Origin of the sequence: Niallia tiangongensis, from assembly GCF_044704065.1 — a bacterium.
In the GTDB taxonomy this organism is placed as follows: domain Bacteria; phylum Bacillota; class Bacilli; order Bacillales; family Cytobacillaceae; genus Niallia; species Niallia tiangongensis.
The window spans coordinates 2,472,372-2,489,833 of record NZ_CP162613.1 but is presented as its reverse complement, the minus strand read 5'-3'; the positions used below and the strand labels follow the sequence as shown (position 1 = coordinate 2,489,833).

Genomic DNA, 17,462 nt, shown 5'->3' with positions numbered 1-17,462 from the left:
TTAATCTATTTTGTAACAACAATGCTAGTTTCACTATTAAATTTCGGCAACCAGTCACCATGTGCTTCGATTAAATCATCACATAAGGAGATAATGTCGTCCATCGATAACTCAGCAGCTGTATGTGGATCAAGCATAGCAGCCTGATAAATATACTCTTTTTTCAACGTCATAGCCGCTTCAATGGTCAGCAATTGCGTGTTAATATTCGTGCGGTTTAATGCTGCAAGCTGTTCAGGAAGATCGCCTACATAGGTTGGGGTAATTCCGCTACGATCGGCAATACACGGAACCTCGACACAAGCTTTCTCAGGTAGATTGCTGATTAGTCTTCCTGTATTTAAAACATTCCCGCCAAATTTAAACGGAACGTCCGTTTCAATCGCCTCAATGATATGTGAACCATATTCACGAGATCGCACATGATTCAACGATTGATTGTTCACCAAATCTTCTCTCATTGCTACCCAACCATTGATTTGTTTTTCACAACGTCGCGGATATTCATCTAGCGGAATATTGAAGCGCTCAATTAACTCAGGATAGCGAGATTTGATAAAGTATGGGTGATATTCCGCGTTGTGCTCAGAGGATTCTGTTATATAATATCCAAATTTATCCATCAATTCAAAACGAACCATATCCCCATGCTTTGTTTTTTGCAATTCGCGAGCTCTCCGTTTAATTTCAGGATATAAATCAACGCCATCCTTACTTACTTCAAGGAGCCAAGCCATGTGATTGATTCCGGCAATTTTCTCCTTTATCCCAGTTCGGTCCATCCCCAATGCTTCAAATAAGTCTTTTGTGCATACTTGCACACTATGGCATAGTCCAATCGTTTGAATGTTTGTAAACCGATTCATGACCCCAGTCAACACCGCCATTGGGTTGGTGTAATTCATGAATAAGGCATCTGGACATACTTCTTCCATATCCTTTGCAAAATCAAGCATAACCGGAATAGTTCTTAAGTTTCGAAAAATACCCCCGATTCCAACTGTATCCGCAATGGTTTGTCTTAAGCCATACTTTTTCGGAATCTCAAAATCAATCACTGTACTCGGCTTATAGCCTCCTACTTGAATCGCGTTGATTACATATTTTGCTCCTCGTAGGGACTCCTTCCGATCTGTATATGCTTTAATATGAATGTTTTTTCCTAGGCTTTCCTTCAAATTATTCAGCATTTGTTCTGAATCTTCTAACCGCTGTTTATCAATATCAAATAACGCAAATTCAAATTCATCTAATGCGTCAACAAACATGCAATCACCTAAAACATTTTTCGCAAATACCGAACTTCCTGCACCAAGAAATGTAATTTTAGACATAGTAATTCCTCCCAAACTTTCTTCTATTTATCCTTTAACTGAACCAGATGCTAATCCTTTAACAAAGTGCTTTTGCAATAATAGGAACAATACAACCATTGGCAAAACAGCCATAATTGCTGCCGCAGCAACAAGATTCATTCGGTTAGCATTTTCCCCAAAGAATCCTGCTAACGCAACCGTAATGGTCTTCACTTCTTCTGCTTGGAGGAAGAAGATAGCGAATTGATAATCGTTCCAAATAAATACACATGCAATGATTAAAATAGATGCAGTAACCGGCTTTAACAGCGGGAATACAATTCGGAAAAAGATCCCCAATGTACTAGCTCCATCGATTTTTGCTGCTTCTTCTAATTCTTTAGGAATGGTCGAGCGTATAAAGCCCGAATACAAGAAAATGGTTAATGGTAGGAATGAAGCAACGTTATTCAAGATGGCAATTTCAAGGGTATTCATCATTCCAATGTCAACCACAAGCTTATATAATGGGACTAAAGCAGTTAAAGGTGGAATCACCATTACTGCGATAAAAAACATAAAAACCACTTTATTAAACTTTGTTTGCCTCCGGGCTAATGGATATGCTGCCAAGGAGCCAAATATAATCAATAATAAGGCACTCACAAAGGTAATAATCATCGTATTCCAAAGAGCATTACCAAGACTCGCCATTTCCCAGGCCTCTGTAAAGTTCTCGAAATTCATTACCTTTGGAAAAACCCATTTTGAACTAAAATCTCCCCGTTCCTTTAGCGCCGTCGTAATCAAAATATAGAAAGGGATTAAGTGAAAGGCTGCGACCAAAAGTGCTACTACAGAGAGAAGCCATTTTTTCTTTCTATTCATATAGTCCATTACGCCTCAATCTCCTTTCGTTTGAAGTATACAAGCGCTGCCAAGCTTAAGATCAAAATGATGATGGCCATAAATACCCCTTGTGTTGCGGCATAGCCCGCATCTTGACGGTTAAAATAAAGGTCATACATAAACGTAGACATTGATTGAGAAGCATAGCCTGGACCTCCACCTGTAAGGGAGACAATCACATCAAACAATTTCAACCCACCAATGATGTTGATAACCATATTAATGGTGATGGATGGCATTAACATCGGCAAAGTGATATTTTTAAATTGTTGAAAACTAGATGCACCATCCATTTGTACCGCTTCGTAATAATCTTTTGATATACTTTGTAATCCAGCCAGGTAAATAATCATCGCAATTCCGACAAACTGGAAGGTGTTAACAAAAACAATCAACCATATATTGATTTTCGGGTCTGCTAATGCATTAATTTTATCAATTCCTAGAAAGACGAGGAGATCATTCAGTGCCCCGCCTTGGAAGGCAAAGAAGAAGTAAAAGATATACCCCATGATTAACGGACTGATAATGACCGGCAAATACACAACTGTCCTGGTAAAATTCTTAAAGCGAATACTTTGATTCAGTAAAAGCGCGTAACCGAGACCAATTACATTCTGTAATACAGTACTACCAATCCCATATAGTAGGGTGTTTTTTACAACCAGCCATGTATCGGGATCCTTTAACATTCGTGTATATTGGTTGAACCCAACAAAATCATAGGTTTGAGAAAATCCATTCCAGTTTGTAAAAGAAATTTTGATTCCATTTAAAAAAGGATAAAAGATGAAAAAACAGATGGCAGCAAGCGCTGGAAGATACATCCACCACAGGGAAGATTTCCGCTTCTTTTTACGATTCCTTTTCACTTCTGTAGAAGAGTTGGTATTCGGCTGCCTTTTTGTCTCTACTTTTATCAAAGTAACCATCTCCTAAAATTTCAGTTTGAGAGGCGAGACTGATAACGCATTCCCTCCTACCGTGCAACTATTTTTTTTGTTCTAACAATCTCTTATATTCTACTTCCATCTTTTTTGAAACTTCCTCTGGTGTCATTGTTCCAGATAATAATTCCTGACCAGTAGCCCCCATTGGATCCCACATGCCGCTCGGTAAATACACACGATCAAAATAAGGCTCAACTTTAATGTCCTTATACTTATCGTAGTCGTCAGAGTAATAGTTTTTGGATTCCGTATTCGTCAAGCCTGCTGGGAGTGATGTACCCTCTGCAATCTCTTTGACTATCTCTGGCTGAGAGATAAATTCTAGGAATTTCTTCGCTTCCTCTTTCACTTTAGAATCCTTCCACACAGCTAAAGTATGTCGCTCTCCACCAATCCAGCTTGGCTCGTCACCCTCTTCAATTACAGGCATTGGAATGATACCAAGCTTTACATCTGGATTTAATTCTTCCACAGATGGTCCAAGCATACCGCCGCCGACAATAAATGCAATTTTATTTTGAGCCATCAAGTCTACCATTTGGTGATTTTGAGCGGTCAAGACATCTTCGTTAAGTAATCCCTTGTCTTGCATTTCCTTTAGTTTCTCTGGTAAATAGGTATAATTGGACCAATCAAACGTACCGTCTAGCAACTCTTTCTGAAAGTTTTTCTCCCCTGTAATTAATAATGGTGTAGAAAATTGATCAAAATACTGCCCAAATGCTGATTTATCAGCCCCAGCAAACCAAAGAGGAGTTACTTCTCCTTTACCCTTTTCCATAATTGTTTCAAGTGCTGACATAAATTCATCAAATGTACTTGGAGGGGTGATTCCATACTCTTCCAAAAGAGTGGCATTATATGTAAGTCCATCCTTTGCCTGATTAAGAGGATAAGCGTAAACTTTACCGCTTTCATCTAGTAAAATTTGATTAAGTGCTGGATCTAGATCGTTCACCCAGTCCATATCCTGTAGATCTTCTACATATTCCCCGTAACGATGGATCGCCCATCCATGGGTATCAAATAAGTCTGGCATATCATTGGCAGCCATTTTGACACGGAGCATGCCCTCATAACCATCAGCAGGATAATTTTCTTTAATATCAATATCTGGATTTTCTTTTTCAAATTTTCCAACAACATTTTGCAGGGTAATTTTATCTGCTTCATTTGTCATCGTTGAATACAAGGTAACAACAGTCTTATCCCCATTTTCTCCATTTCCACCTGAAGCTTTATTACATCCGGTTGCAATTGTTGTCAAAGCAATAGCAATGACAACAGTCTTTAAAAGCTTTTTCATAAATAAACGCCCCCTAAAAATTTAATTTGAAAACACTAGGTACTTTCACCCAAATTCCGAGTTTGTTCTCTTGCTGGTTTTTAGGAGCATCTATATAATAGAAATAGGCTCCCTTTCGTTGGTGGAGTTTACTGTTTTTGCCCAATCATAAGTGATGGCAGTCACTTTCAATCCTGGCATCATGACTTTGATGCCAGGAGGGCTATCCACAATCCAAATCCGCATTTTTCTTAATTTGCGCATCACCTCCTAAAAAGGATTCATTTTGTTACCAATCCGCCACAGCTTTCCCTGATAACTAATTCTGTTGGGAGCGTAACAGTCAATGGAAGTTCCCTGCCGTTTAAACGGTCTAGTAAAAGCTTTACCCCTGTTCTTCCCATCTCCCTCGTATGTACTCTAATTGTCGAAAGTGGCGTACTCGCAAATTTTGCAGCTTCAATATCATCAAAGCCAATAATGGCTACATCACTTGGGACGTTTAGATTAGCTTCTTGTAAAGCCCTTAAAGCTCCTATCGCCATTGGATCACTGCCAATAAAAAACGCTTCAGGAAGCTTAGCTGATTGAATGGCCTTTTTCATCAATTTATACCCCTGTGCCATTGTATACTCCCCAACAAAGACAGCATTTTGGTCAAATAAGTCTCTCTCCTTCATAAAACGTTCAAAGGTGGTGAGGCGTTTATCTTCAGAAATCAGCCTCTGGTTTTTCATATGCTCCATTTCCTTACCCCCGATATAGCCAATACGTGTGTACCCAATACTTACCAAGTGCTTTAACGCCTTTTCTGTCGCCAGTTCAAAATTAATCACTACTGAATCGTATAGGTCTTCATTTTGGGAATGGTTTATGTAAACAACATTATCCACTTGACTAATAGCTTTCAGTGTTGTCTCTTTTACTCTTCCAACAACAATTAGCCCATCTAGTCCTTCCATCATTTGGTTGCCTTCTGTTTCATGTAAACGAAATGTTGCTGTGTTGATTCCATTACTTGCAAGTTCCATTTCAATACCTTGGCGGATGGAAAGGAAATATGGATCGCTAATTTCTTCATCCAATGATTGAGTAAGGATAATCCCAACATGCTTTGAATTAAGCTGTCTTTGCTTTAACCTTCTTTCTAAGATCGTTTCATATCCTAGCTCTTTGGCAACCCGAAGAATTCGTTCTCTTGTTTCCGTCTGAACGGTAAGCGTTTGATCATTATTTAACACCCGTGAAACGGTTGATGTGGATACATTCGACTTATCCGCAATTTCCTTAATCGTTGCCATTGTCATTAAACCCTCTTCTTGTTCTATTAAACCCAGTAAAGTTTTTATTGAAATTACTAATATAGTTACCTGGTATATACGAATAATAGCATCAAATGTAAAGGCTTTCAATAAGAAAATTATTTTTTCTAAAAATTTATCCTTGTGAAAATACCTTTAAATTAGGAATTTTTAACCTGAATCGACTTTTAATCGGTAAATAATTTAGTAAAAAAATCTTTCGTACACGAAATAGAGCTAGGCTTTATTTACAGAACCGCCTGAATACAACACCACTTCCACATAATAAAAAGGAACTGCTTCTTTCAAACAATTCCTTTTTATTATCATAATGTAGGTAAATTTAAGGCAGTATCAATGTTTTGCAAATTAAGATTGATTTGTTCGTTTGGTTCAAAAGCATGATACCATCCTTTTTCAGCCACATAGCTTGATAACCTTTCATGCAAATCAAGTGCTTCATCTAAATGACGTCCGAGTATCTCTTTAATCTCTGGATGACCTGTTTCCGTAATTGCCATAGAATAATTTCTGATTCCGCTTTTGACCGATATTAATAGGTCTGTCGCAATCATTTGATCTGTTAAAGCATCCATTCCTGTCAAATATTCAATAATAGAATTCATTGCTTATTCACTCCTAAGCCTTCCATCTCCTTCGCTTTCGATAAGATAGAGGAAAATTCTTGTAGCTGTCTTGTTGAGAGGTCTACATCCTGCATCATCATATCTTTTAGCAAGGGGTCTGATACTAACGCACGCATTGTTTTGGATTTTGTCAAACAAATCGTTTTAAAAGTAGCCAGTTCTTGAACCTCTAACACTTCATGTAAACAATAGTCCATCTTTTTTCCCTTCTTTCCTTATGGTTTTAATACGACTTTAATACAATTATCTGTTTTCGTATCAAAAATTTCATAGCCATGCTTTGCATCACTAAGTGGTAGTACGTGGCTAACTACATCACCTGGATCAATTTTTCCAGTAGAAACTAATTCAAACATATATGGCATATAATGAATAACAGGAGCTTGTCCAGAACGAATATTTACATTGCGCTGCATAATATCCCCTAGTGGAAAACCATTATATCTGCCACCGTAAACCCCAGAAATTTGAATGGTTCCACATTTGCGAACAGCTTGGGCTGCCATGACAAGAGCATTCATCGTTCCACCTTGTAGCTTCATGCCGCTTGCTAGAAATTCTAGGTCATTCATCTTACCATCCATTCCAACAGCATCTATCACAACATCTGCTCCACCTTTTGTGATTTCCTTTAAATAGCTTCCTACGTTTTCATGCTGTTCAAAATTAACTATTTCCACCTTATTCGTCCGTTTTGCGTGTTGCAGGCGATAATCAATGTAATCAACTGCAATCACACGCTTTGCTCCTTTTAGCCAAGCAAACTTTTGTGAAAAAAGTCCAACCGGTCCACAACCAAACACAATAACTGTATCGCCTTCCTTTACACCTGCATTATCTACACTCCAAAAGCCAGTGGTCATCGCATCCGCAATAACACTTAGCTTTTCATCTGGCTCCTCACAGGTTTCAGGAATTTTAAAATGTGTAAAATTAGCAAACGGCACACGTAGATACTCAGCTTGACCGCCTGGATAACCACCCGTATTACCTGAATAGCCAAAATAGGCACCCATGTCTCCATGATCATTGGAATTATCACACTGACTCTCCAAATTATTTTTACAGTACTGGCATTCTCCACAAGCAATATTAAAAGGAATAATTACTCGATCCCCTTTTTTAAGTTTAGTTACACCAGGTCCAACTTCTTCCACAATCCCCATCGGTTCATGGCCAATTACGTAGTTTTCTTCTAAATTTGGAATCATTCCATGGATTAAATGTAAATCTGATCCACAAATGGCCGTGCTCGTTACCTTAATAATCATGTCATCTGCCTTTAAAATCTTCGGATCCTCGACTTCCTTCACTTCCACATTTTTAATGCCTTGATATGTTACTGCTTTCATTCGATATAACCTCCAAGTTTAATGCGCATCAGGTGTCCGATCAAACATTCCTTTGCGATTTGTTTCACCAGTGAATAAGTTCATATTTCCAATCATTATCGTATTCTTTGCAGAAAGCTGATCTAATTGATATTGCTCACTCAAGTCATGGGGATGGAACCACTTTTTTTCAATCATCAATTCGGTAATTTCTTGATGCATTTGAATTGCCTGTTTAAGTTGTTTTCGCAAAAGAATTCTTAAATCAGGTGATGCTGTTTCTGTTAGTGCTACTGCTAAATTTCTTACTCCTTCTTTGGCACGAATAAGAAAATCCGTTGCAAGGGTTGTATCAGCAAGCTCTGGCATATTCAATGCATTGATCGGGTCTAGATAGTCATTGTTCAATGTATGTCACATCCTCTCCACCGATAATTGGGGTTGGTCTACTTTGAGGAACAGCTGTTTCAAACGGTGCTCGTTTATATATGTCCTGTAATTCAGCAAGTGCTTGAATCGACTGTTCTACATCTTTTTGCATTAATTTTTTTAAATCTTGATCAAAAACGAGTCCCTGCATTAGCTTTGATTTGGCGATGCAAAGTGTTTTGAAATTAATCGCTTCATGCAAGTCTAATGATTCATGTGCAGCCAATTTTATTGAATCCACGCTAAGATTACCTCCTATATTAAGATCATTCACCTCGCTATTTTCCCCATATTACGCATTCAATTATCTAGCAATATTTAACGGTACTTTTTTGGTATAAAAAAAACCGACAACCCAACTATAAATTGTCAGTTTATCACCCTTTCATTTGTCATTAATCCAAAGGCTTGAAATTCTTATCCTTCTCATCATTTAAATCAGCAGTATTTTTCCAATGGATTAACTTTTTTGAGCATATGCCTATTTCTTTAAAATTCTTTTGCGCCTCTCTTAAGGATTCCTCATTTGCTCCACCGCCTAAATCCGGTTCAAGGAATTGCAACTCATCATCTTCCCATTTACAAACCCTAAAGATCTCCCAGGAATTACGTTCGCTCAATGTTTTATATCCACAACACGGACAAGTATGTAAACTTTCTGACATTTAACCACCACTTTTGGATAAGAAATGAACTTAGATTTCGTTCATCCCAAATTTTTTCAGATAATTACTGTCACCATTATATAAATCAAGAATATGCTATATATACTAAGGAGGACTATATATGAATGATGATAACTGGATTCATTTAATGGATGAATGGTTTAAAAATCATTTTCTTGATCCATTGACTTCCGTACTAGATGAAACAGAATTTCGAATTGATGTGTATGAAACGGAGAAGGAGTATATTGTCGAAGCATTGTTACCAAACTGTAATGTTTGCGATATTCATATTTCCGTTGAAAAAAATCTCCTAATCATTAAGGCAATCCTTCAAGATTCGATTTCTCGTGAGAAAAAGAGGAGAACAATTGACTTTCCGATTCCGCTTACACAAAATCCAATCCATGCTGTGTACACGAATCAAATTCTTGAAATTTTCATTAAGAAAGAAAAGCAGCAAAACTATTTGCAATCACCTTCTATACCAATTGAATATCTATAAGGAAAGTTCTCTCTCGTATGTTTTTTTCAATGTATAATATTGGATGCCTTTTGTATGCTTTAAAGCACTTTTAGCATGCTTTTTCGCAATGTCCGCTTCCCCATTTTTTAACGCCATTTCTGCTAATAGTGCTTCTTTCATCCATTTTTTCTTTACCGCTTTGATCGTTCTATTGGCTTCTTCTAAATTATTTTCTTTAATGAAAATCAAGGTTTGATAGTATGCCTTCCGTTCTGATTGCTTTATTTTCTCTACCTCTTCCTTAAGACCTAATGTTTTATTAAAATAAAGAGAAAATATAATCGTGAAAAGAGCATATTGCGGCTGATACTTTTTCTGTTTGATCAGTATCCGATAACTTGTTATCACCCTTCTATCGTCTTTATTGCTTATCGCATAGACAAAGCTGTAATAGGGATGCTTTCTATTTTTTTTAAATAGCTTTTCCAATTTGTTTATATTTCTCGTTGTGTTAACGGCGACCAATGTTGTTAAGTACATAATGATCAATACAAGTATATAGCAAATAAATATCTTCAAAGTTACAGGATAAGAAAAATAGTTGTCCAATATAAAGAAAGTAAAAAAGGCAACTAATATTCCTACAATAAAAGTTATTACCGATACCAAAACTATTCCTCCCTTATGTAAACCAAGCACGTGCTAATCGTTGTATTCCCTCTTTTATTTCCTTTTCTTCCAATCCCCCAAAACCTAGTAACAAAGGAAACCTGTCTTTTTTGTCTGTATAATAAGATTTCGTTGTATAAATTTTAATCCCTATCCTTTCTGCCTCTTCAAGAAGTCTATCTTCTTGTTCTGCTGGCACACGGATAAGTAAATGTAAACCTGCCTTCTCACCAATTACTTGCACCGCCTCTCCCATATAATCCTTTATGCATTGGACTAAGAGTGTATATTTTCTTTCATACACCTTGCGCATTCGCTTAATATGGCGTTCAAAATCTCCATTCTGAATAAATCTTGCCAATGCCTGCTGTAATAACGGAGAGCTTGATTGGGAGTCTGGTCTTCTTTGTTCCTTCCATTTTTCAAGCAACACGTCTGGTAAAATCATATAGCTTATTCGTAAGGATGGCAAAAACGCCTTTGAAAATGTCCCCAAATAAATGACTCGATCCTGTTGATCAATGGCTTTCATGCTTGGAATTGGCGCCCCTTGAAACCGAAATTCACTGTCATAATCATCTTCTAAAATATAGCCATCGCTTCTTTCTGCCCACTTTAATAGCTCTATTCTTTTTCCGATAGGCATAATCTTCCCTATCGGAAATTGATGGGAAGGTGTAACATAAGTGAGGTTACATGCACTGTTTAGAAGCGCCGACAAGTCATGCCCGTCCTCTTCTAATACAGGTATTGATTGAATCGGGATTCCCCTCTCCGTAAATACATTTCGTACTCCATCATATCCTGGCTCTTCCATACCAATACATAAGGACTTCACCCCCATAAGAGATAGCACTAGATGAATTAAATGTTCTGACCCTGCCGTAATGACAAGATTTTCAGCAGTAGTCTGAATGCCCCGAGATCTATATAGATATCCAACCAATTCTTCTCTTAATGCTAATTCGCCTTGTTTATTTCCATACATCATCCAATTGAACTGATTGTCCTCCATTACGGCTTTTATCGTCTTCTTCCACACATTTATGGGGAAATTAGCCCCATCAATATCGCCATAATGAAAGTCTAAACAAGCATTTGATCGCGCCTCTGGACTTTTTGTAACTACCGTTTTCTTTTGAGGTGCTGTATATTCATAGCTAGGTAATGCAACAACCGAATAGCCGCTTTTCTCCTTGCTCTCCACATACCCTTCCATCCATAATTGTTGGTATGCATCAATCACCGTATTTTTGCTAATATGCAAAACACTCGCTAAATAGCGAATCGACGGTAGCTTTGCCCCCGCTTCTATCTTCCCTGTCAAAATCTCTGTTTTAAAATAGTGATACAACTGTATGTATACCGGCTCATTAGTATCTTTATGCAAATGAATCGCAATATTCACGTTCTTCCCCCATTTTTTCAATCCTACTATATTTGTACCTATAAAATTATCTTAAACTGTTCCTATTGAAATGACTATTTTTATTTTAAAATGAATAAACAATAATAGGAAGGGATGGAAGAAAAGATGAATGTTATGCGACAATCCACTATGGAAGTGACTGATGAGGAAAGAATTAATGATTTTTTACTTAAAACAAATATAGGTCATCTTGGATTAGTAGATGAGGATGTTCCATATGTTATTCCATTGAATTATGTTTGGTTCAATGATTGCTTATACTTTCACGGTGCCAGTGAAGGAAGAAAAACGCGGATTATCCATAAAAACAACCATGCTTGCTTTACTGTCAGTGAAGCAAGAGGCGTAATGAGTAATCCGATTCCAGCGAAAGTAGATACTGCCTATATGAGTGTAATCATCTTTGGGGAAGTCGCACTGCTAGAGCATATCAATGAAAGCCGTGATGTCATGCAGGCAATGCTGAACAAATATGTCCCTGGTTATTATGAGAAACCGCTGGCTAAATCTCATTTAGAAAAATACGTGTCAACACTTGGGAGTAAAACAGCCATTTATAAAATTACTCCTAGTAGCATTTCAGCAAAAGAAAATAAGTTAAATGTGGCAGCAAAATTTACGCCTGGTAGAACGATTAAAATGGATTTGTAAGGATTTTGGAAATGGATGGAGAGCCTATCGGAACTCTATTGTTGATTTAAGCGTTTGCCCTATTTTACTCTTATTCTTCGGTTTTCTGATGTAGGCTATCCTTCTGTTATTTTTTAGGTTTTAGTCGAGAACCCTCGTGACTTCAGTCGTGGGTTGTTGACGTTATTTTATTTTCAGATCATATCCACTCTGCTTTGGATCATATATCTTATTTTCGGATTATTTCCACTCTGCTTTGGCTTTTGCTCAAACAGAAATCTTTTATTTCGCAACCCTTATTCCTCCACTTCCTCCCAAAATTTATTTTCCTATTCACGTATTATTTTCATAAAATGACAAACACTACCAATAGAATTATGGAGGTGATTGGTCTCAATGAAAAAAATTCTTCCTTCTCTTCTTCTCTTCTTAGGAGTATGCATGCAAGCAACACCTGTTTTCGCCTCTCCAAGTGATAAGGAAATAGATACCTTAGCTAATAAACTCGGCTGGACTACAGATGATTTAGAAGAATACTTAACATTTAAAGGATTAAATGTTGATGATTTTGATAATATACATCTATTAGAAAAGCAGCTCGGTACCCCGATTACTCCTACAAACCTTGAAGAACTGCTTGTTCAAAATTCTATGACAAGAGAAGAATTAGATATCTTATTGGCAGGTTTTCATGAAAAGGTAGAGGATTTTTGGTTTTTAGAAGATTTAGAGGTTGCCATTGATTTTTATAAAAATCATGAGGAGAAAATGCTGCGATTAGAAGAGTTTCTTGAAAATATCGGGTTTGATGACACAGAAAAACAGCAATTTTATGGTCACTTAAATAAACAAAACCCTACCTTACTCGCAGCAAAAGTCGAGGAATGGAAAGAACAATTAAATCAATTCCAAGAAATGGACCAAGAAAGTGGGATAAGTAATAAAGACAATGAAGCATTAAATCATTTTTGGCAAGATTTTTTTACAACTACCGCTATGAAGCCAGTATTAATTGGTATTGATGATAATGGGAAAAGAAAAGAGCTTGCACTAAGTGATCTTTTTAATAAACAAATGGATACAACCGTTGCAATCGAATTATATGATAAAAACGATACTTTAATTGGAGATGCCATTGTTTCAACAGACATGGTTTCCTCAGTCGAAGCAGTGGATAAAATGGTAGAATTAACAGAAGTAACAGAAGGTTTAGCTACTCTCTATGCAGCACAGCTTCCAAATACAGCATCACCGCTACCTGTCATCTTATGTATTGGATATATACTTCTACTAGTAGGGGTGTTTTTAACCTTTAGGAAAGCTTCCTATGAAAAATAAGAGCAACAAGCTTGGAATCTACTGCCTATTGATAGGACTGTTAATGGTTCTCTATGCTCTTACTAACTATTGGAAGATTAATACCATTACAGAGCAACCAGTTCTTCACCAAAGCAGACAAATGGTATTATCCAATTTACGACAGGTACAAGCAGATGAAACAATCGGAGCTATCATTGTCCCAAATAAAAGCAAGACTATTCCAGTCTATGAAGGGACAAGTGCAAAGATTTTAGAAAAAGGTGCCGGTCACTATCGAAAGAGCGCTTTACCTGGCGAAAACAATAATATAGTACTGTCAGCACATCGCGATACTTTTTTTAGATTCCTTAAGGATTTAGAAAAGAATGATTCATTAATTCTCGAAACAGCGGAAATAGATTACGAATATAAAATCACAAAATTTTCCATTGTACCTTTAAACGATTCAACCATTCTAACCCCTAAATCCAGACCAATTCTTACCTTAACCACTTGTTATCCTTTTTCCTTTATTGGAAATGCACCGAAGAGATATATTGTTACTGCTGAATTAGTAAATACAATCGATCTAGTAAACAAATAAGGCCTGAACTCCTAACCGTCCAGGCCACTTTTTTATTTCCATGTTTTTAAAAATAACAGTAATCTATTCTTCCAATCAAGAAGCTTTGTAACAGCTGAAGGTTGCTTCCCTTGTTTTTGCATTTCGTACATACTTGCAATCGCAATGAGAATAGACCCAGCAATTAATAAATACACCCACCACGGGAAATTCCCCCAATATGGTCTTGTTTGTAACAAAACATTGAGAATCATTACACCAATGCCAACAAAGAAATAGGATTTATACCGAAAGCAAAAACCAGATAGGATCGACAAAATAGCAAGACCACCTAAGATTATAGCATCATAGATAGTATGGGAAAGGTATCCATCGATTGCTAATATAAGAGCAACGATAGTGACAACTCCCCATTCGACATAGCTTAATGTCATCAGCTTATCTATTATTTTCTTTGTGGCAATTACCATGATGATCCAAGGTAATACGACTAACTCTGTCACTATATATTCCTTAATAGGTATAATCGTGAGAAACGAGTAATAAGGAACGAGTAACAAAAACAAGCTTACAAGCTTAGGAATCCATTCTATTTCTTTTTTGACTCTTTTAATTTGCAAATAAGCAAGCAAGGAAAGGAACAATCCTGGTATAACAATATCCCACTTAAAGGTTGTTTCCAATTCAAATAACGATAGAGCAGAAAGGATACTACCAATCAGATAAAAATCAATCCATTTTTCCCCGTCTTTCATCCACTTCAATATGGTCGAGTAAACAGTCGTACTTATAAACAAAAACAATACTGCCCATATGCAAGTAAATAGATAACGATCAAATGGCATAAACTCCTTCGCATACATCAGTATTTCATTATTAATAAGCAGTAAAACAACTCCACCAATGGAGAATACATGCATTTTCTCCATATGAATCACAAGTAGCACAAGCGCAATATAAATTAGGATTACAAAATAAGTGACCATCGTAAACGGTGAAGCAAACAGCCAAGAAATAATCCCCAAAACACTAAAAGGCAAGAAAAAGTAAATAATCTCTTCCTTATTCTGTGTTATGAAATACAAACTAAATAAAACAATCGACAGTACTATGAATGAGAGACTAAAAGGATTCCCTCCTGCAAAATCAAAGGAGATAATTGTCGCTAAAAAGAAATAACTAGATAGGTAGCTCCCATATCGAAATACCATTTTCACATATTTATTCGCGACTAAATAGACACTTATGCTATAGGCAATAAACAAATAAATAAACGAAAGGAAGGAATCATTTCCTATAAATAAACCATCAATGACCATACTTCCAATTATATACACATGGGAAATCGTTAGGAATGGAAACTTAAATGATGTATTTTTTAATCCTAATGCAATAATAAACAGGCTAATCCATCCATACTTCATAAGCGTTTCAAAAAGAATGGTATCGCTGTTCCAAATAGAACCAATAAAAGTGAAATAGCTAATCAAACTAACAATACCAATTAACCATGCAATGAGGATGTTTTTTATTTTTCGATACAAATCATAAAAAATTAGTATCGACACTAAATACACTCCAGTAGTCACCCATTTGTTTATCGCAAAATACTCAAAAGTTAAAAGCAAGCCAAAGCCGTACATGATTTGACCAATGAAATACCCAATTCTCCCCATATCCTTATCCATTTTTTCATATATACTTCCTGTTATGATGGTGAGTATACTTCCTATCGCAATCGATAACGGAAGTCCTTGCTCTTTTATAAAGCTGAACGTCTCTGCTGTCGTAAAATAAACACCAAAAATAGTAATTGGAATTATATAGGATAGGAGTTGCTTATTCGTTTTATTTCTTATCAAGCGACTTCCTGTATACAGACTTAATGCTATTCCTCCTATCATGAAAGGAATATACCACTTCCCAATAAAAATCGCCGTTGATAAAAAGGCTACTAACGTCATCCAAGAAACATTATAGATTGCAGAAGGCTTTCTAATAACCTGTAAAAAATGCCACTTATTAAAAAAGCCCAGCAGAAATAATAGACCTATATTTATTCCATAGCTAACAAGGAAGATACTGTCAACATCGTTTATTAACTGAAGCAATACTGCAATATTCCATAAAGCTAGATTTAAAAAGAGAACCGGCAAATACCGAATAAACGAATACGCAAGTTTTTTCGCTAAAAGAAGGAATTCAAAGGCCAGTAAGAGATAAGCAAGCACTAAATACATACTTCCGTCGAGAAAAAGCTCCCAATAAAAAACTATGGTTACAAAGAATGTGGCAAGTGCAATGACAAAGCTTGTAAACTCCCAAACTCTTCCCCATTCCATCTTCCCTTTTAAGATAAAAACAAAGGAAAGAAGGATAATACTAAAGCAAGCAAAAGCTATTGGCAATAAGTCTTGAAGAATTGGATAGGTGAAAATTCGATAAAGACCAAAAACAATTGCGATGGTTATGAAAAAATGATCATGCTTTCGTTTCGATAACGCAATGGTCATCATAAAAAGACTGCTGATTACCAAATAGTAAAAACCATTTATCACACTGCTATCAAAAAGAAATGTCATAAATAAAGCAGTGAAGATTAACTGTACTTGCACAATGGGTGTCAGTTCCTTCTGAAAGTATTGAATCCATTTCAAATGTTGATACTTTAATAAAGCATATATGGTTATAAATTGATAGATTATCATAAAGAAGAAGAATCCATCTTGAGCTAACGGTAGGAAAGCAAAGAGAAAAGCAAGCGTTCCAGTAATCGTCCCAATGGTTAGTATTTTATATAGACGAGACTTTAAATAAATAGCTAGAGCAGCATAGATTGGGAATAATATCAATCCAGCTATTACCCCTAATAAAAAACGTCCTTCGCCATACATCGAAAGATAGTCCCCTGCTAGCTGAAAAAAACTGATGGAAACAAATCCTATTGGCAGGAAAAGACTTCCAAGAAGAAAGAAAGCAAATGCAGAATGATCAATTTTGATAACTTTTTTCGATAATAAAGCAACACCAAAAAATAAAATCGAAACAAAAAAGATTGATACTGCTTTCATCCATCCTGGCATGGAGTCCCAATTACTAGTCGCAACGACTAATCCGCCTATTAGCAATAGCGCTACTCCTAAATAAAGCATCACACCTATATTTCGTTCACGGAGCTGTTCGGCAGTATATTTTTTCTTTTGTTTTATTGGCTGCTTCTTTTCTATTTCTTTTTTTACAGGTTTATTTTCTACCCCTTCCTTTTCCACCTTCTGATTTTTCTCTTCATCTGCTATGTACCGCCGAAAGCCAGCAGTTATGTCCATATAACTTTCGTTCGATATGTATTGCTTTGCATATAATATTTCCAAAATGCGATTAAAAATGGCAATCGTATTCTTCTGCATTCCATGCATCCTTTCTTCTCAACAAACATTAATTATTACTTTTTCATCTAATAGTGTAATTTTACATTACTTATTATAATTTTTCAATATATTTTATTTTCTAAAAAAAGAGGATATTCTTTCTAAATAACGAATTTATTTTTAATATCGAAATAATTGGAGGAATA

At 36.3% G+C, this 17,462-nt stretch carries 18 protein-coding genes; 4 read left to right on the top strand and 14 right to left on the bottom strand.

What is annotated here, in order from left to right:
* Positions 1-5: 5 nt before the first annotated feature.
* From AB3U99_RS11875 to AB3U99_RS11825, 11 genes are all read right to left on the bottom strand, one after another.
* The gene (locus tag AB3U99_RS11875; RefSeq protein WP_400247799.1) at positions 6-1,334 is read right to left on the bottom strand and encodes an alpha-glucosidase/alpha-galactosidase; all 1,329 of its coding nucleotides are present in this window, start codon (positions 1,332-1,334) and stop codon (positions 6-8) included.
* Positions 1,335-1,361: 27 nt separating this feature from the next.
* Positions 1,362-2,192, bottom strand: coding sequence for a carbohydrate ABC transporter permease (locus AB3U99_RS11870; protein ID WP_400247798.1), 831 nt, complete (start codon positions 2,190-2,192; stop codon positions 1,362-1,364).
* The gene (locus tag AB3U99_RS11865; RefSeq protein WP_400248045.1) at positions 2,192-3,031 is read right to left on the bottom strand and encodes a carbohydrate ABC transporter permease; all 840 of its coding nucleotides are present in this window, start codon (positions 3,029-3,031) and stop codon (positions 2,192-2,194) included. The genes AB3U99_RS11870 and AB3U99_RS11865 overlap by 1 nt, the downstream gene beginning before the upstream one ends.
* A gap of 163 nt (positions 3,032-3,194) precedes the next feature.
* Positions 3,195-4,460, bottom strand: coding sequence for an ABC transporter substrate-binding protein (locus AB3U99_RS11860; RefSeq protein WP_400247796.1), 1,266 nt, complete (start codon positions 4,458-4,460; stop codon positions 3,195-3,197).
* Positions 4,461-4,720: 260 nt separating this feature from the next.
* Positions 4,721-5,740, bottom strand: coding sequence for a LacI family DNA-binding transcriptional regulator (locus AB3U99_RS11855; RefSeq protein ID WP_400247795.1), 1,020 nt, complete (start codon positions 5,738-5,740; stop codon positions 4,721-4,723).
* A gap of 326 nt (positions 5,741-6,066) precedes the next feature.
* Positions 6,067-6,366 (bottom strand): spore coat protein, encoded by a 300-nt coding sequence (locus AB3U99_RS11850; protein ID WP_400247793.1) that lies wholly within the window; start codon positions 6,364-6,366, stop codon positions 6,067-6,069.
* Positions 6,363-6,584, bottom strand: coding sequence for a hypothetical protein (locus AB3U99_RS11845; RefSeq protein ID WP_400247792.1), 222 nt, complete (start codon positions 6,582-6,584; stop codon positions 6,363-6,365). The genes AB3U99_RS11850 and AB3U99_RS11845 overlap by 4 nt, the downstream gene beginning before the upstream one ends.
* 18 nt (positions 6,585-6,602) lie before the next feature.
* Positions 6,603-7,739, bottom strand: coding sequence for a zinc-dependent alcohol dehydrogenase (locus AB3U99_RS11840; RefSeq protein ID WP_400247790.1), 1,137 nt, complete (start codon positions 7,737-7,739; stop codon positions 6,603-6,605).
* Positions 7,740-7,757: 18 nt separating this feature from the next.
* Positions 7,758-8,126: a spore coat protein gene (locus tag AB3U99_RS11835; RefSeq protein WP_400247789.1), complete on the bottom strand. Its 369-nt coding sequence runs from the start codon at positions 8,124-8,126 to the stop codon at positions 7,758-7,760.
* Positions 8,116-8,388: a spore gernimation protein GerQ gene (locus AB3U99_RS11830; RefSeq protein ID WP_400247788.1), complete on the bottom strand. Its 273-nt coding sequence runs from the start codon at positions 8,386-8,388 to the stop codon at positions 8,116-8,118. Before AB3U99_RS11830 ends, AB3U99_RS11835 begins: the two co-directional genes overlap by 11 nt.
* A 154-nt stretch (positions 8,389-8,542) precedes the next feature.
* The gene (locus tag AB3U99_RS11825) at positions 8,543-8,812 is read right to left on the bottom strand and encodes a CPCC family cysteine-rich protein (protein WP_400247787.1); all 270 of its coding nucleotides are present in this window, start codon (positions 8,810-8,812) and stop codon (positions 8,543-8,545) included.
* A gap of 121 nt (positions 8,813-8,933) precedes the next feature.
* Here AB3U99_RS11825 and AB3U99_RS11820 point away from each other — a divergent pair, with 121 nt between their 5' ends.
* Positions 8,934-9,317: an Hsp20/alpha crystallin family protein gene (locus tag AB3U99_RS11820; RefSeq protein WP_400247785.1), complete on the top strand. Its 384-nt coding sequence runs from the start codon at positions 8,934-8,936 to the stop codon at positions 9,315-9,317.
* On the opposite strand, the gene AB3U99_RS11815 is transcribed toward AB3U99_RS11820, so the two are convergent.
* On the bottom strand, positions 9,312-9,947 hold the full coding sequence (locus AB3U99_RS11815) for a hypothetical protein (protein WP_400247784.1): 636 nt from the start codon (positions 9,945-9,947) through the stop codon (positions 9,312-9,314). The genes AB3U99_RS11820 and AB3U99_RS11815 overlap by 6 nt on opposite strands.
* 13 nt (positions 9,948-9,960) lie before the next feature.
* Positions 9,961-11,355, bottom strand: a complete 1,395-nt coding sequence (locus tag AB3U99_RS11810) for a PLP-dependent aminotransferase family protein (RefSeq protein ID WP_400247782.1) — start codon at positions 11,353-11,355, stop codon at positions 9,961-9,963.
* 126 nt (positions 11,356-11,481) lie between these two features.
* Between AB3U99_RS11810 and AB3U99_RS11805 the strand changes: the two genes are divergently transcribed.
* The 3 genes from AB3U99_RS11805 to AB3U99_RS11795 all read left to right on the top strand — a co-directional run bounded on the left by AB3U99_RS11805 (position 11,482) and on the right by AB3U99_RS11795 (position 13,909).
* Positions 11,482-12,027 carry a pyridoxamine 5'-phosphate oxidase family protein gene (locus AB3U99_RS11805; protein WP_400247780.1) on the top strand — a complete coding sequence of 182 codons (546 nt, stop codon included), beginning with the start codon at positions 11,482-11,484 and terminating at the stop codon, positions 12,025-12,027.
* Positions 12,028-12,402: 375 nt separating this feature from the next.
* Positions 12,403-13,344, top strand: coding sequence for a processed acidic surface protein (locus AB3U99_RS11800; RefSeq protein WP_400247778.1), 942 nt, complete (start codon positions 12,403-12,405; stop codon positions 13,342-13,344).
* On the top strand, positions 13,334-13,909 hold the full coding sequence (locus AB3U99_RS11795; protein ID WP_400247777.1) for a sortase: 576 nt from the start codon (positions 13,334-13,336) through the stop codon (positions 13,907-13,909). Before AB3U99_RS11800 ends, AB3U99_RS11795 begins: the two co-directional genes overlap by 11 nt.
* Before the next feature lie 32 nt (positions 13,910-13,941).
* On the opposite strand, the gene AB3U99_RS11790 is transcribed toward AB3U99_RS11795, so the two are convergent.
* Complete coding sequence (locus AB3U99_RS11790) at positions 13,942-17,295, bottom strand: hypothetical protein (RefSeq protein ID WP_400247776.1); 3,354 nt, start codon at positions 17,293-17,295, stop codon at positions 13,942-13,944.
* Positions 17,296-17,462 lie beyond the last annotated feature (167 nt).

What these genes read in the sequence shown, in the direction of transcription:
- AB3U99_RS11875 (WP_400247799.1), bottom strand. Translation starts at nt 1,334, where the DNA reads ATGTCTAAAATTACATTTCTTGGTGCAGGAAGTTCGGTATTTGCGAAA.
- AB3U99_RS11870 (WP_400247798.1), bottom strand. Translation starts at nt 2,192, where the DNA reads ATGGACTATATGAATAGAAAGAAAAAATGGCTTCTCTCTGTAGTAGCA.
- AB3U99_RS11865 (WP_400248045.1), bottom strand. Translation starts at nt 3,031, where the DNA reads ATGTATCTTCCAGCGCTTGCTGCCATCTGTTTTTTCATCTTTTATCCT.
- AB3U99_RS11860 (WP_400247796.1), bottom strand. Translation starts at nt 4,460, where the DNA reads ATGAAAAAGCTTTTAAAGACTGTTGTCATTGCTATTGCTTTGACAACA.
- AB3U99_RS11855 (WP_400247795.1), bottom strand. Translation starts at nt 5,740, where the DNA reads ATGGCAACGATTAAGGAAATTGCGGATAAGTCGAATGTATCCACATCA.
- AB3U99_RS11850 (WP_400247793.1), bottom strand. Translation starts at nt 6,366, where the DNA reads ATGAATTCTATTATTGAATATTTGACAGGAATGGATGCTTTAACAGAT.
- AB3U99_RS11845 (WP_400247792.1), bottom strand. Translation starts at nt 6,584, where the DNA reads ATGGACTATTGTTTACATGAAGTGTTAGAGGTTCAAGAACTGGCTACT.
- AB3U99_RS11840 (WP_400247790.1), bottom strand. Translation starts at nt 7,739, where the DNA reads ATGAAAGCAGTAACATATCAAGGCATTAAAAATGTGGAAGTGAAGGAA.
- AB3U99_RS11825 (WP_400247787.1), bottom strand. Translation starts at nt 8,812, where the DNA reads ATGTCAGAAAGTTTACATACTTGTCCGTGTTGTGGATATAAAACATTG.
- AB3U99_RS11820 (WP_400247785.1), top strand. Translation starts at nt 8,934, where the DNA reads ATGAATGATGATAACTGGATTCATTTAATGGATGAATGGTTTAAAAAT.
- AB3U99_RS11805 (WP_400247780.1), top strand. Translation starts at nt 11,482, where the DNA reads ATGAATGTTATGCGACAATCCACTATGGAAGTGACTGATGAGGAAAGA.
- AB3U99_RS11800 (WP_400247778.1), top strand. Translation starts at nt 12,403, where the DNA reads ATGAAAAAAATTCTTCCTTCTCTTCTTCTCTTCTTAGGAGTATGCATG.
- AB3U99_RS11795 (WP_400247777.1), top strand. Translation starts at nt 13,334, where the DNA reads ATGAAAAATAAGAGCAACAAGCTTGGAATCTACTGCCTATTGATAGGA.
- AB3U99_RS11790 (WP_400247776.1), bottom strand. Translation starts at nt 17,295, where the DNA reads ATGCAGAAGAATACGATTGCCATTTTTAATCGCATTTTGGAAATATTA.